Origin of the sequence: Mycobacterium sp. (assembly GCF_035314665.1) — a bacterium.
Classification (GTDB): Bacteria; Actinomycetota; Actinomycetes; order Mycobacteriales; family Mycobacteriaceae; genus Mycobacterium.
Genome location: NZ_DATFZD010000042.1, coordinates 1 through 12,258, shown reverse-complemented (window position 1 = coordinate 12,258; position 12,258 = coordinate 1). Strand labels below are relative to the sequence as shown.

Annotated in this window: 16 protein-coding genes; 12 read left to right on the top strand and 4 right to left on the bottom strand. The window is 63.4% G+C overall.

Translation table 11 applies throughout. The features are described from left to right. Window positions 1–102 precede the first annotated feature (102 nt). From VKI00_RS03200 to VKI00_RS03185, 4 genes are read left to right on the top strand one after another with little or no spacing between them, the layout of a single operon-like run. The gene (locus tag VKI00_RS03200) at window positions 103–345 is read left to right on the top strand and encodes a DUF6400 family protein (RefSeq protein WP_324435314.1); all 243 of its coding nucleotides are present in this window, start codon (window positions 103–105) and stop codon (window positions 343–345) included. Then, window positions 332–565 (top strand): hypothetical protein, encoded by a 234-nt coding sequence (locus VKI00_RS03195; protein ID WP_324435312.1) that lies wholly within the window; start codon window positions 332–334, stop codon window positions 563–565. The genes VKI00_RS03200 and VKI00_RS03195 overlap by 14 nt, the downstream gene beginning before the upstream one ends. Before the next feature lie 32 nt (window positions 566–597). Then, a complete protein-coding gene (locus VKI00_RS03190; protein WP_324435310.1) occupies window positions 598–1,158 on the top strand; it encodes an isochorismatase family protein in 561 nt (186 codons plus the stop codon). Further along, window positions 1,155–1,985: a ketosteroid isomerase family protein gene (locus VKI00_RS03185; protein WP_324435308.1), complete on the top strand. Its 831-nt coding sequence runs from the start codon at window positions 1,155–1,157 to the stop codon at window positions 1,983–1,985. The genes VKI00_RS03190 and VKI00_RS03185 overlap by 4 nt, the downstream gene beginning before the upstream one ends. On the opposite strand, the gene VKI00_RS03180 is transcribed toward VKI00_RS03185, so the two are convergent. After that, window positions 1,937–2,284, bottom strand: coding sequence for a DoxX family protein (locus VKI00_RS03180; RefSeq protein ID WP_324435306.1), 348 nt, complete (start codon window positions 2,282–2,284; stop codon window positions 1,937–1,939). The genes VKI00_RS03185 and VKI00_RS03180 overlap by 49 nt on opposite strands. An 81-nt stretch (window positions 2,285–2,365) precedes the next feature. Between VKI00_RS03180 and VKI00_RS03175 the strand changes: the two genes are divergently transcribed. The 6 genes from VKI00_RS03175 to VKI00_RS03150 all read left to right on the top strand — a co-directional run bounded on the left by VKI00_RS03175 (window position 2,366) and on the right by VKI00_RS03150 (window position 8,343). Continuing rightward, window positions 2,366–3,247 (top strand): sigma-70 family RNA polymerase sigma factor, encoded by an 882-nt coding sequence (locus VKI00_RS03175; RefSeq protein ID WP_324435305.1) that lies wholly within the window; start codon window positions 2,366–2,368, stop codon window positions 3,245–3,247. Window positions 3,248–3,271: 24 nt separating this feature from the next. Continuing rightward, the gene (locus tag VKI00_RS03170) at window positions 3,272–4,591 is read left to right on the top strand and encodes a sugar ABC transporter substrate-binding protein (protein ID WP_324435341.1); all 1,320 of its coding nucleotides are present in this window, start codon (window positions 3,272–3,274) and stop codon (window positions 4,589–4,591) included. Between the two features lie 26 nt (window positions 4,592–4,617). Beyond that, the gene (locus VKI00_RS03165) at window positions 4,618–5,526 is read left to right on the top strand and encodes a sugar ABC transporter permease (protein WP_324435339.1); all 909 of its coding nucleotides are present in this window, start codon (window positions 4,618–4,620) and stop codon (window positions 5,524–5,526) included. Further along, the gene (locus tag VKI00_RS03160) at window positions 5,517–6,359 is read left to right on the top strand and encodes a carbohydrate ABC transporter permease (RefSeq protein WP_324435303.1); all 843 of its coding nucleotides are present in this window, start codon (window positions 5,517–5,519) and stop codon (window positions 6,357–6,359) included. Before VKI00_RS03165 ends, VKI00_RS03160 begins: the two co-directional genes overlap by 10 nt. 3 nt (window positions 6,360–6,362) lie before the next feature. Further along, window positions 6,363–7,433: a sn-glycerol-3-phosphate ABC transporter ATP-binding protein UgpC gene (locus tag VKI00_RS03155; RefSeq protein ID WP_324435301.1), complete on the top strand. Its 1,071-nt coding sequence runs from the start codon at window positions 6,363–6,365 to the stop codon at window positions 7,431–7,433. Window positions 7,434–7,515: 82 nt separating this feature from the next. Beyond that, window positions 7,516–8,343 (top strand): thioesterase family protein, encoded by an 828-nt coding sequence (locus VKI00_RS03150; protein ID WP_324435299.1) that lies wholly within the window; start codon window positions 7,516–7,518, stop codon window positions 8,341–8,343. Between the two features lie 3 nt (window positions 8,344–8,346). Here the strand turns inward: VKI00_RS03150 and VKI00_RS03145 are convergent, their stop codons facing one another. Beyond that, window positions 8,347–9,612: a cytochrome P450 gene (locus VKI00_RS03145; protein ID WP_324435297.1), complete on the bottom strand. Its 1,266-nt coding sequence runs from the start codon at window positions 9,610–9,612 to the stop codon at window positions 8,347–8,349. Window positions 9,613–9,739: 127 nt separating this feature from the next. Between VKI00_RS03145 and VKI00_RS03140 the strand changes: the two genes are divergently transcribed. Further along, the gene (locus tag VKI00_RS03140; RefSeq protein WP_324435295.1) at window positions 9,740–10,192 is read left to right on the top strand and encodes a VOC family protein; all 453 of its coding nucleotides are present in this window, start codon (window positions 9,740–9,742) and stop codon (window positions 10,190–10,192) included. Window positions 10,193–10,226: 34 nt separating this feature from the next. Next, window positions 10,227–11,351, top strand: a complete 1,125-nt coding sequence (locus tag VKI00_RS03135) for a hypothetical protein (RefSeq protein WP_324435293.1) — start codon at window positions 10,227–10,229, stop codon at window positions 11,349–11,351. Between the two features lie 111 nt (window positions 11,352–11,462). Here VKI00_RS03135 and VKI00_RS03130 read toward each other — a convergent pair whose 3' ends face one another. Next, entirely contained in the window at window positions 11,463–11,864 is a 402-nt protein-coding gene (locus tag VKI00_RS03130; protein WP_324435291.1) for a DUF1801 domain-containing protein, read from the bottom strand. 100 nt (window positions 11,865–11,964) lie between these two features. Next, on the bottom strand, window positions 11,965–12,258 hold a 294-nt coding region (locus VKI00_RS03125), incomplete at its 5' end, for a helix-turn-helix transcriptional regulator (protein ID WP_324435289.1).

The following is a 12,258-nucleotide window of genomic DNA, read 5'->3' as shown; positions in this document are numbered from 1 at the left end:
TGTGACAAACATCAATCAGAAAGTGTGACGCACGTCATTGCATAAACCGGCTAATTTAGGGCAGCCTAACCTGCTACTGAACGTGGAACGTGGGAGTGGCTCATGCCGGACAACTCAAATGGCCTTGAATTCGCCTATGACCTGACCCTCGACGAGGTCCGGCGCCGTACCGCGGTGCTGGAGGCGATCGGTGAGGACTGGGATCCGATTCGCGCGCTGGCCGAAGAGGAGCAGGCGTACGCGATGCTCTACTCGAATCTCGACGCCGAGCAGCAGCGCATCTACGACAACCTGGTCAGCGCCGGGGTGCTGCCCGATCGGGCGGTGGACCATGCTGCCGATTGACCCGGACGCCGACCAGAGCCGGCGCGCCTGGCTGGCCTGCCCGAAGTGTGATCACGGCGCCGCGTGTGGCGACTGCCGCAGCGGCCACAACTGCCACACCCATTGGCAATACCTGCTCGGCAACAGCGCCGCGGTGCTGCATCTGCAGTGCCCGACCTGTGCGCATCTCTGGTCGTTGGACACCGCGGCATCGCGTCGCGCCCGCCGCCACGCCGCCTAAAATTCGCTCCCACCGGCGATACGGTGGGTGTTATGCGCGCGTTGATCGTGGTCGACGTACAGAATGATTTTTGTGAGGGCGGCGCGGTGCCCGTGATCGGCGGCGCCGCTGTGGCGGGCGCAATCAGTGATTATCTGACCGCCGGCGCCGATTACCGCCACGTCGTGGCCACCCAGGATTTCCACTTCGATCCGGGTGATCACTTCTCCGACCGGCCCGATTATTCGTCGTGCTGGCCGCCGCACTGTCTGGCCGGGAGCAGCGGCGCGCAATTTCATCCCGATCTCGACTCCGACCGGTTCGACGCGGTCTTTCGCAAGGGCGCCTACGACGCGGGCTACAGCGGTTTCGAAGGAACCGACGAGTCCGGCACGCCGCTGGCCGATTGGCTGACCCAACACGACGTGGATCAGGTTGACGTGGTGGGCATCGCCACCGAGCACTGCGTGCGCCGCACCGCCGAGGACGCTGCCGAGGCCGGTTTGGCCACCCGGGTGCTGCTGGATCTCACGGCGGGCGTGGGGCAGGAGTCCACGGCCGCGGCCATCAAAGCCTTGCGGGCAGCGGGTGTCGAGATAGAGCCAACCGCATGACGGGCCACCCGGGGTCGGCACTGCTGGCGGTGGTGGAGCGGTCACCCGAGGCTGCGGCAGCACATGACCGCGCGGGCTGGGTCGGGCTGTTCACGACGGACGGTCGTATCGAAGACCCGGTGGGATCACGGCCCCATGTGGGACACGGCGAGATCGGCCGTTTCTATGACACCTTCATCGGCCCCCGCGACATCGCCTTCCGTCGTGATCTCGATGTCGTCCGCGGACCGGCCGTCGTCCGCGATCTGGATCTCGAGGTGGTCATGGGTTCGGCGGTCACCATGACCATTCCGGCGTTTCTTCGCTACGACCTGCGCGAGGTCGACGGCGAATGGAAGATCGCGATGCTACGTGCCTATTGGGAGCTGCCGAGCATGATGCTGCAGTTCCTGCGTAACGGCGTATCGGCCGTGCCGGTCACCGTCCAACTGTCCCAAGGGCTCATTCGCAATCAGCGGCTACGCGGCACCGCCGGGTTCGCAGCCGGCTTTCGTCGGGTGGGTTCCCGTTGCAAAGAGTTGGTGAACACGTTCGTGGACGCGGTCGGCAGGGCAGACAAACTTGCCGCACAGCGGACGTTGTCACCTGATGCCACAATGACTTTCGGCGACGACAATGCCGCGGACATCGCGGACCTGGTCGCCCGGTGCCCCGGGGCCGGTGCGACGAAGCTCATCGCTGCGGGCTCCACCGTCGCCGTGTCGATCACGTCGCGGCAAGGACGCGGCGTGATATTCGCCGATGTTGCGCGGCGGCGCAACGAAATCCGCCGGATCCGCTACTTTCCCGCCAGCAGTACCAGCGACGCCGCCGACAGCCCCAAGTAGGCGCCCGGGAAGGCGATGTTGTAGAAAACGTGGGCCCGAAGATGCGCGATCACCGCGCCGATGAAATACAACACCAGGCCGATAGCGGCGGCGATCCCGATGACCGGCAGGCCGACAACACCGACGAGAAGACCGATGGCTCCGGCGAGTTTCAGGGTGCCCAGCATCGGTAGCCACGAACGCGGCACGTGCACCTTGGCCGAGTTCGCCAGCACGAAGCCGGCGGGGATTAAGTCGGGTATCGCGATTGCCGCGGTGACGACGGCGGTGATCACCGTGACGACAACGTATAGGCTCATTACTGCTGGTCTCCTCTTCTACCGGGAGCGTTCGTCGGATGTGTTCACCTCCTTGACGGCCTTCGCCTGGGAAAGGTGACCATGAGAACCATCGAAGATCTCGCCCAACGGTTCGACAGTGATCGGCGGCACCTGAAGTCGGTGGCGTTCCACTTGCTCGGGTCGGCACCTGATGCCGAAGACGCGGTGCAGTCCGCCTGGCTGAAGGCAAGTCGCGCACACCACGGCACGGTCGAGAACCTGACGGGTTGGTTCACCACAATCACCGCCCGCGAGGCACTCGATCAGTTGCGGACTCGCAAACGACGGGCAGAGCAGCCGCTTGCCGATCCCCATCAGCTCGAGCAGATGGCCACGGCCACCTCCGCGGGAGCCGACGAAGCTGCCCTGCTCACCGATTCCGTCAGCCGGGCCCTGCTGGTGGTGCTCGACCGGCTCTCGCCCGCACAACGCGTGGCGTTTGTACTGCACGATGTGTTCGCCTTGCCCTTCGACTTGATCGGCGAACTGTTGAATCGGTCGCCGGACGCCGCCAAGAAGCTGGCGAGCCGGGCGCGCGGGCGACTGCACGCCGGCGGCTCAGCAGAGCCCAGCCGAACGGCTGAACACCTCAAGATCGTCGAAGCGTTTCTGGACGCGTCGCGTGGCGGTGATATTCGTATGTTGCTGGACCTACTGGCCCCAGACGTGGTGCGCCGGGTGGACCGCGAGTTGGCGCCCGACGATGTGCCGACCGAGCTCCGTGGCGCCAACGACGTCGCCGAGGAAACCCGACGCTTCGCGGCGCGTGCACGGGCCGGGGTCGTGGTCCTCATCAACGGAGTCCCTGGTATTGCTATCGCGCCCGCGGGTCACGTTGAGGCGTTGCTGCAGATCGGCATTGAAGACGGCAGGATACACAGCATCGACATCGTCGGCGATGCCGATCGCTTGCAAAGCGCAGTGCTCGCGCTGCCACAGTGACAACGGAGATGAACTACGAACACCATCCTTACTAAGCAGTTCGATCGGCGGACGCTTTTGGTTGGCGCCGGCGCGCTGGGCGCGGCGGCGGTGTCGGCGTGGAGCACCGGGTGTAGTTCCGATGACGACGCACTGACCTTCTTCTTCGCGGCCAATCCCGAAGAGGCGGATGCCCGGAAGCGAGTCGTTAACGCCTTCCAGCGCACGCACCCCGACATCGAGGTCCGGATGCTGTTGTCCGGGCCCAATCCGTTGCGACACATGTCGATCTATTGCGCCGGCGGCAAGTGTCCGGACGTGCTGATGGCGTGGGACCTCACCTACGCAGGATTGGCCGCCAGGGGAGTGCTACTGGACCTCAACACCATGTTGGCGCAAGACAAGGCTTTCGCCGCCGACGTGAAGGCGGACGGCATCAGATCGCTGTATGACACGTTCACGTTCGAGGGCGGTCAGTACGCCCTTCCCGAGCAGTGGTCCGGAAATTTCTTGTACTACAACAAGAAGCTATTCGCCGAGGCCGGTGTGCGCCCGCCGCCCGGGCGTTGGGATCAGCCGTGGAGTTTCGGCGAGTTCCTCGACGCCGCCAAAGCGCTCACCAAGCGCGAGCGATCCGGCAGGGTCGGTCAATGGGGATACGTCGACAGCTGGGTCCCGTTCTACGCGGCCGGGCTGTTCGGCATGAACAACGGCGTCCCGTGGTGCACCCCGCGGATGAACCCGACGCATCTCAACTTCGACAACGAGGCGTTCCTCGACGGTGTCCAGTTCTACGCAGATCTGGCCCACAAGCACAGGGTCGCTCCTACCTCGTCGGACACCCAGTCGATGTCCACTATGGATCTCTTCACTTCGGGCCGGGCGGCGATGGCACTTGGCGGACATTGGCGATACCAGACGGTCGACTTGGCCAAAGGCTTGGATTTCGATGTCACCGTGCTGCCGACCGGTCCGAAAGGGCGCGCTGCCCGCTCGAACATCGGCACAACGGGGCTCGCCATCGCGGCGAGCAGTCCCCGCAAACAGCAGGCGTGGGAGTTCGTGAAATTCGCCGCCGGCCCGGTCGGACAGGCAGTGACCGCTGAATCGGGCCTGTTCGTGCCGGTGCTGCGGTCGGCGATCACATCGGCCGGCTTCGCCGAGGCCCACAGCAGGATCGACAATCTCGCGGTGCTGACCGGCGGTCCGGCCCATTCCGAGGGCATGCCGATCACCCCGGAGTGGTCAAAGATCGTCGCGCTGATGGACCGAAACTTCGGCCCCGTTCTGCGTGGCGTGCGGCCGGCGACATCGTTGGCGAACGGGCTGTCACACGCCGTCGACGGGGTACTCCGTAACTCATGACCCAGATCGATGAATCCACCGCGGTGATCCGGCGACGCCGATTCTCCAAGCGGCGCGCCCGAGCCGGGCGGATGTTCGTCGCGCCGAACCTGACGGCGGTCGCGGTATTCATGCTGTTCCCGCTCGGATTCTCGCTCTACATGAGCGTGCAGAACTGGGACTTGTTCAGGCCCGCGAAGTTTGTCGGTCTGGCCAACTACCGCAGCCTCTTTGCCGACGATCCGCTGTTCGTGATAGCTCTGCGCAACACGGTGGTCTACACCGTCGGCACCGTCGTCCCTACGCTGTTGATCAGCCTCGCCGTGGCCGGTGTGCTCAACCGGAAAATCAAGGGGATCAGCATCTTTCGCACAGTTATATTTCTGCCTTTGGCGGTGTCGTCGGTGGTGATGGCCGTCGTGTGGCAGTTCGTCTTCAATACCAATAACGGTCTGCTCAACATCATGCTCGGCTGGATTGGGCTCGGCCCGGTCCCCTGGCTGAACGACCCCAAATGGGCGATGCTCTCGCTGTGCACGGTCAGCGTCTGGCGTAGCGTTCCTTTTGCGACCGTCATCCTGTTGGCCGCTATGCAAGGCGTGCCCGACAACCTTTATGAGGCGGCCAAACTCGACGGCGCAGGGGAAATACGACAGTTCGTCTCGATCACAGTGCCATTGATCCGCGGCGCCGTGTCTTTCGTGGTGGTCATCTCGATCATCCACGCATTCCAGGCATTTGACCTCGTTTACGTTCTCACTGGGGGCAACGGCGGGCCGGAGACAGCAACCTACGTACTCGGGATCATGCTGTTCCAGCACGCGTTCAGCTTCTTGGAGTTCGGTTATGCATCCGCTCTGGCGTGGGTGATGTTCGCCATCCTGCTGGTATTGACCGTGCTGCAGTTACGGATTGGCCGCCGTCGGGCGGCGCTGGAGCAACGATCGTGGGCTTAGCCGAACGAGTGATCAAACCCAGCATCGTGCGTGGCATCGTGCTGTACACCGCGCTGACCGTCATCGCATTGTGTGCGGTCTTCCCGATCCTGTGGGCGGTGTCGGGATCCTTGAAGAACGAGGGCGAGGTGACCACGCCCACGCTGTTTCCGGCACACCCGTTGTGGTCGAACTACCGTGAGGTGTTCGCCCTGATGCCGTTCTGGCGAATGTTTTTCAACTCGGTGTTCTATGCCGTGTGCGTCAGTGCCGGCCAGGTGTTCTTCTGCTCGCTGGCCGGGTATGCCTTCGCGCGTTTGCGGTTTCGGGGCCGCGATACGTTGTTCGTCTTGTATCTGGGTACTCTGATGGTTCCGCTGACGGTCACCGTGATCCCGCAGTTCATTTTGATGCGGGTCGCCGGACTGACCGACACGCCGTGGGCGATGATCGTGCCGGGATTATTCGGCAGCGCGTTCGGCACCTACCTCATGCGCCAGTTCTTTCAGACCATCCCGGCCGAATTGGAGGAAGCCGCCATCCTCGACGGTTGTACGCCGTGGCAGATCTATTGGCGGATACTGCTTCCGCACGCGCGCCCGGCGGTGATGGTGCTGGCGGTGCTTACCTGGTTCAACGTCTGGAACGATTTTCTTTGGCCGCTGTTGATGATTCACCGCAGTAGCATCGCCACGCTCACGCTCGGGTTGGTACGAATGCAGGGCGAGTATGTCGCCAGATGGCCGGTGCTGATGGCCGCATGCATGCTCATCCTGCTGCCGCTGATTCTGGTCTATGCGATCGCGCAACGCGCCTTCATGCGCGGTATCACCGTCACCGGGCTTGGTGGGTAGCCAATGGCATCGGTGACTTTCGAGAAGGCCACGCGACGTTACCCCGATACCACGCGTCCGGCGGTTGACCAGCTGGATCTGAATGTTGGTGACGGCGAGTTCGTCGTATTGGTCGGACCGTCGGGATGCGGCAAAACGACCTCATTGCGGATGGTCGCCGGCCTGGAGACAGTGGATTCGGGACGAATCCGAATCGGAACCCGAGACGTCACCGACGACGACCCCAAAGACCGCGACGTGGCGATGGTCTTCCAAAACTATGCGCTGTATCCGCACATGACGGTCGCGCAGAACATGGGCTTTGCGCTGAAGATCGCCAGAATGACGAAAGCCGAGATCCGCGAACGGATCCTGGACGCGGCGCGGCTACTCGACATGGAGTCGTACCTGGATCGCAAGCCCAAGGACCTGTCCGGCGGCCAACGCCAACGCGTGGCGATGGGGCGCGCGATTGTGCGGCGACCGCAAGTGTTCTTGATGGATGAGCCGCTGTCCAACCTGGACGCGAAACTGCGCGTGCAAACCCGCAACCAGATCGCCAGATTGCAGCGGCGACTGGGCACCACCACCGTTTACGTCACCCACGACCAGGTTGAGGCGATGACCATGGGCGACCGCGTCGCGGTCATGCGTGACGGTGTGTTGCAGCAATGCGCGGCGCCCAGGGAGTTGTATCGAAGTCCCGTCAACATGTTCGTGGGGGAGTTCATCGGCTCGCCCGCGATGAACCTATTCACCCTTCCTGTCGTCGACCACTCCGTTTCATTGGGGGACTTGCCGATCCGACTGCCGCGCGAGATCACCGCCGCCGCAGCAGAAATCGTGGTCGGCATCCGGCCCGAAGCCTTCGAGATCGGCGGCGGCGGGGCCGAAATTCAGATCGACGTCGTCGAAGAGCTCGGCGCGGACGCCTACCTGCATGGGCGAGTCATCGGGTCCGACAACACATTCGGTCAAACCATCGTCGCACGCGCCGACGGCCATGACCCGCCGCTGCGGGGCAGCCGCGTGCGCCTACATCCGCAGCCTGGACACCTGCATTTCTTCGCTATCGACGGTCGCCGGCTGCCGTGAGCAGTCGGCCGCGGAAGCTCGTGAGGGCGCTGACGACCCTTGGGGTTGCCAACGCCGCTAGGTGCCATGCGAAGATGCCCGAATGACCGTCGGACCCGCGCATTTCATTCTGACCGAAAGCGGCCATTTCGCGCCAACAGAGTTCGCGCAAAGTCACTGGGGGGACGACCATCTCAACGGACCGGCTGTCGTCGGTTTGGCCGCTCGGTCACTCGAACTCGATTGTGGGTCACCCGATTTCATGCCGTCGCGGTTGACGGTGGACTTGTTTCGAGCGGCGCGCGGTGTTCCGACGGCGGTGGCGGTGCGTGTCGTGCGCGACGGTCGACGAATCCGCAGTGCGGAGTGCGACATCGCCCAAGACGGGCGGTTGGTGGCTCGGGCCACGCTGCTGCAATATCGTCGCTCGGCGGCGCCGCCGGGTCGCCTGTGGGCTGCGCCGATGACCTTCCCGCCGCTGCCATCGGCAGACGAAACGGCACTTACCCAGGTCGGAAGCGAAGGTGCAGGTTTGACCCGTTCGCCCGGCGAGCATCAGAATGATTCACGTAAAAGCTTTTACAACCGTGCGATTGAAGTGGTGGCAGGTGAAGTGGTGGCAGGCGAAAGGCTTTCACCGTTTGTGCGCGCGGTAATGGCCGCCGAGGCGACCAGCCTGGTGACGAACTTAGGCACGCAGGGGGTCGGCTACATCAACGGCGATCTGACCGTGGGATTAGCGCGATTGCCGGTCGGTGAATGGATCGGTGTGCAGGGCGACTCGCATTGGGCATCAGACGGTGTCGCCGTCGGGACGGCGACGCTTTTCGACCAGTCCGGTGCTTTCGGATCCGGAATGACAACCGCGGTCAGCAATCCGGCAGCGCAAATCGATTTCGCCAACGATCCGTTCCCACTGCGGATCAGCTAGTCCTTAAGGCCTTGCGGTGTCACGTGATTCGCCCGGCGTGAACGTGACCGGCAGCTTGGCCAGCCCGGTCATGCTCGGGCTGCCTAGGTATTCGTGCACACCGCCGAGATCGACCTGGTAGTCGGGAATTCGGTCGAGAACCGCCCGCACCATCACCTCAGACATCAGGCGCGCGAGATGAGATCCGATGCAACGATGTGGTCCGAGCCCGAATGCGACGTGGCGGTTGGGCGCACGGTCCAGCACGATTTGGTCGGGTCGCTCGAATTCCTGTTCATCGTGATTGGCGGCCAACCAGCTGATGATGACCCGGTCGTTACGGCGGAGGCGCTGCCCGCCAAGGACGATGTCGCGAGTCACCGTTCGGCTCAGTTGCTGGTTGACCGAGAAGTAGCGCAGAAATTCATCGGTCGCGGTGCGGTGGAGCTCCGGGTGCTCAATGAGCTGTTCTCGCAACTCGGGATGGGTGCCCAGGTGCAGCAGGGTCAACGCGGTCTGCGATGTCGTGGTGTCGACGCCGCCGGCGATGAGGTTCCAGAGAATGTTGAGCAGCTGTGCGTCGTCGAGCCGCTTGCCGTCGAATTCGAACTGAATGAGGAAGCTGGTCAGGTCGTCGCGGGCCTCTGCTCGTCTGGTCGCCGCGAACTCGACTACGCCCTCCATCATGGCGGGCACTTGGGCGATGGCTTCGGCGTACTCGGGGCTGTCCTGTGGGACGGCCATGACGGAGTGGAACAGGTTGGCATATATCTGCCAGTTCCCGTAGGGCAGGCCCATCAACTTCATGGTGAGGATCGCCGGAACCGGACTGGCGTAATCGAGCACGAGGTCCATCTGCCCGTCGCCGATCCGCTGATCGAGGAACCAGTGCGCCGACTGCTCCATGAACGGCCGCATCTTCTGCACTGCGCCCGGCGAGAAGAACGGAGCCAGGGCATGCCTTAAGGCTTGGTGGTACGGGCCGTCGATTTCGCCGATGCCCAGCGCCGGTTGGCCTTCGGGACGTGGCACGCCCATCTCGCCCTGATAGTCAACGCCGTCGGCGGCATCCGGCTCGTATTTGTGCGCGAACGTGTCGCCGTCCCGGGCGGTGTGGCTAACCGCGTCGTAACTGGTCAGGAACCAGAATCCGCCGTAATTCTGATTCCACGCCACCGGACACTTTTGGCGCAGCTCGGCGTTGATCGCCAGCTCGTTGAGATTGAACTCGTCGGAATGATGATCGAAATCCACCACCGCGTCGGCGTCGACCTCGGGACGCATACCCATCGCACCCTCCAACGCGAGTCCGCGAAGTCAGTTTGCGAGGGCGATGCCGCCGCTAAGCTGACAGCTTATTGCGCAATCTTTGCAAGTTTAGACGTTTCGACATTAGGCATCCACGCGGGAGGCTGTAATGGTCAGTCACCGAATCGTTTTCAACCATGTTGGTTTGTGCGTTACCGATACCGTGCGGTCGCGCCGCTTTTATGAGGGCCTGCTCGGATTTACGTATTGGTGGGAACTCGACCCGCCCGACGAGGGCACTGACCAACTTCTGCGGCTGAGCAAGCCGATCGGATTGCGCGCGACATACCTCGTCCGCGACGGCTTGGTGCTCGAGCTTCTCGCCTACTCGCAGCGGGCCCTGCACGCCGGGCCGAGTCGTGTCTTGGACCAACTAGGGCTCACCCATCTGTCGCTGTCGGTTTCCGATCTCGGCGACGTCTTGGCAGCCGTTGAGAGCTACGGGGGATCGGTGGTTGAGGGCACTGTCTCCGAGCAATCGGCGATGATCCGCGATCCGGACGGGCAGTTGCTGGAGCTGCTCTCGGATTCGTGGCTCGCGGTGTTGCCACCGCGTCCTTAGTCGGCGGCGACTGCACGGATGCGAGGATCAGTGCATGGCGCCCGCAACTGATCCACTCCACGCCGGCGAGGATCCACATATTGTGCTCGGTCTCGTCGGCGATCCGGGTGCGGCCTTCGCGCTGGCCAGCGAGCTCGCCGAGACCGAGTTGCATTGCGAGCTCGACCAGCGGTTACCTGGAGCCCGCTGGTGCATCGAGATCGTAGAGGGTCGCCTGGTGCAGCCGCCGGCAACCGATGCCGACCTCGTGAAAGCCGCGCGGAGAATGCTGCTGGACAAAGGGTGGGACGTCGTGATCTATCTGACGGACCTCCCGTTGCACGTCGAACAACGACCGGTGGTCGCTCACGCCAATCCGGTGCGCAACGTGGCGATTGTGTCGGTGCCGGCGCTGGGCGCGATGGGGGCACGGCATCGCATTCGCGAGACGATCGTGCGACTGCTGGTGCGGCTGATCGCCGGATCTGTTGAGCTGCACGGCGGCGACCAGGCTCACGGCGTGGGCGGACCGTCACGAAGGGTGACAATGCAGCGGGTGCGTGAACTGGGCAGCGACCCGGCCGATGAAGCTTTCTTCTACACGGCGCGGGTGCTGACCGGCAATCTGACGCTGATTAGCGGGATGGTGGCCGCCAACCGGCCGTGGCGGTTGTCTCTGCGACTCTCTCGCGCGCTGACCGGTGCGGTGGCCGCCGGAGTATTCGGGTTGGTGACCGCGGATATCTGGCGGCTCTCCGACGCTTATGGATGGCCGCGGCTCGCTGGTACGGCGCTGGTCTCGATCGTCGCGACCGTCGCAACTCTGATTGTCGGCGCCGAACTCTGGGAGCCCATGGTCGGGCGCGGGGTGCGCAAGCAGGTGATTCTGTTCAACATCGTGACGACGCTCACCGTCTTGATCGGCGTGAGCACGCTGTATGCCGCGCTGTACATATTGGCGCTGGCTGCTTCGTTCTGGTTCGTGATGCCGGCGGTGTGGGTCGGCCAAGTCGGCCATCCGGCTTCGCTGCGCGATTACTTCGAATTGGCTTGGCTGATCTCATCCTTGGCGATGATCGGTGGCGCCTTGGGTGCGGCGCTGGAATCCGACGAGGCGGTGCGGGAAGCGGCGTATACGCAGCACATCGCCGAGGAAGCGGGTATCGAAGAAACGCCCTGACTTTGTTGACTGCGGTGATGCAGAGGACTTCATCGGCTCATCGAGTGCCATGCCGCCTCCCCGGGATCTTGATTGGCACGAACGGTACCGTGACGGTCCTGCCACCGCCGCCTAGGACGTGTTCAGCGCGACGGCGGCGCGAATCAGTGCCTTCAGCGTCTTGCCGTCAATCTTGTCGTTCTCGTGCAAATCGATAGCACGCCTGGTGTTGCCGTCCAGGCTGGAGTTGAAAAGTCCGGACGGGTTGTCCAGCGCCGCGCCTTTGGCGAATGTCATCTTGACGACACTCTTGTAAGTCTCGCCGGTGCAGATCATTCCGTCGTGATACCAGACCGGGACGCCTCTCCACTTCCACTCCTCGACCACGTCGGGGTCGGCCTCTCTGATCAGTTTTCGAATGTGGGCCAGGGTCTCGCCCCGCCAGTCGCCCAGCTCCTTGATTCGGGCATCTATCAGCTGCGAGGGGGTGTCCCCGCCTTTGCCGTCCTTTGAGCCGCTCTTCGACTTCGTCATCATTCGAGTATCCCGGGAGCAAGTCGAGCAGTCGATTACTTGGTGTTTCGCCGCGCCCCCGACAACCGGCGGCGCGCCCATGACACCGTGCGCGAACGGTTCAATGTTCGTCGCGGCCCTGTGTTCTAAGGGAGTCGAGTGCGGGCGTGAATTCCTTAATAAGCTGGGCGAGTTCGGTTCTGGTGGCGGCGCCCACGCGCGCGCAGGCCCGGTAAATGTGGCCTTCTATGGTGCGTACCGAGAGGGTGAGGGCTTGGGCGATGTCGATGTTGGACCGGCCCTGAGAGATCAGGATCGCGATCTCACGCTCGCGGTCGGTCAGCGGCAGCGGCATGGCCGCGGCCTGACCGAGATGTGCAGCGCCAAGAGCGGTTCTCTCGTCGGAATTCAGGTA

Coding starts and splice junctions, on each gene's coding strand:
- VKI00_RS03200 (WP_324435314.1), top strand. CDS start 103: ATGCCGGACAACTCAAATGGCCTTGAATTCGCCTATGACCTGACCCTC.
- VKI00_RS03195 (WP_324435312.1), top strand. CDS start 332: ATGCTGCCGATTGACCCGGACGCCGACCAGAGCCGGCGCGCCTGGCTG.
- VKI00_RS03190 (WP_324435310.1), top strand. CDS start 598: ATGCGCGCGTTGATCGTGGTCGACGTACAGAATGATTTTTGTGAGGGC.
- VKI00_RS03185 (WP_324435308.1), top strand. CDS start 1,155: ATGACGGGCCACCCGGGGTCGGCACTGCTGGCGGTGGTGGAGCGGTCA.
- VKI00_RS03180 (WP_324435306.1), bottom strand. CDS start 2,284: ATGAGCCTATACGTTGTCGTCACGGTGATCACCGCCGTCGTCACCGCG.
- VKI00_RS03175 (WP_324435305.1), top strand. CDS start 2,366: ATGAGAACCATCGAAGATCTCGCCCAACGGTTCGACAGTGATCGGCGG.
- VKI00_RS03155 (WP_324435301.1), top strand. CDS start 6,363: ATGGCATCGGTGACTTTCGAGAAGGCCACGCGACGTTACCCCGATACC.
- VKI00_RS03150 (WP_324435299.1), top strand. CDS start 7,516: ATGACCGTCGGACCCGCGCATTTCATTCTGACCGAAAGCGGCCATTTC.
- VKI00_RS03145 (WP_324435297.1), bottom strand. CDS start 9,612: ATGGGTATGCGTCCCGAGGTCGACGCCGACGCGGTGGTGGATTTCGAT.
- VKI00_RS03140 (WP_324435295.1), top strand. CDS start 9,740: ATGGTCAGTCACCGAATCGTTTTCAACCATGTTGGTTTGTGCGTTACC.
- VKI00_RS03135 (WP_324435293.1), top strand. CDS start 10,227: ATGGCGCCCGCAACTGATCCACTCCACGCCGGCGAGGATCCACATATT.
- VKI00_RS03130 (WP_324435291.1), bottom strand. CDS start 11,864: ATGACGAAGTCGAAGAGCGGCTCAAAGGACGGCAAAGGCGGGGACACC.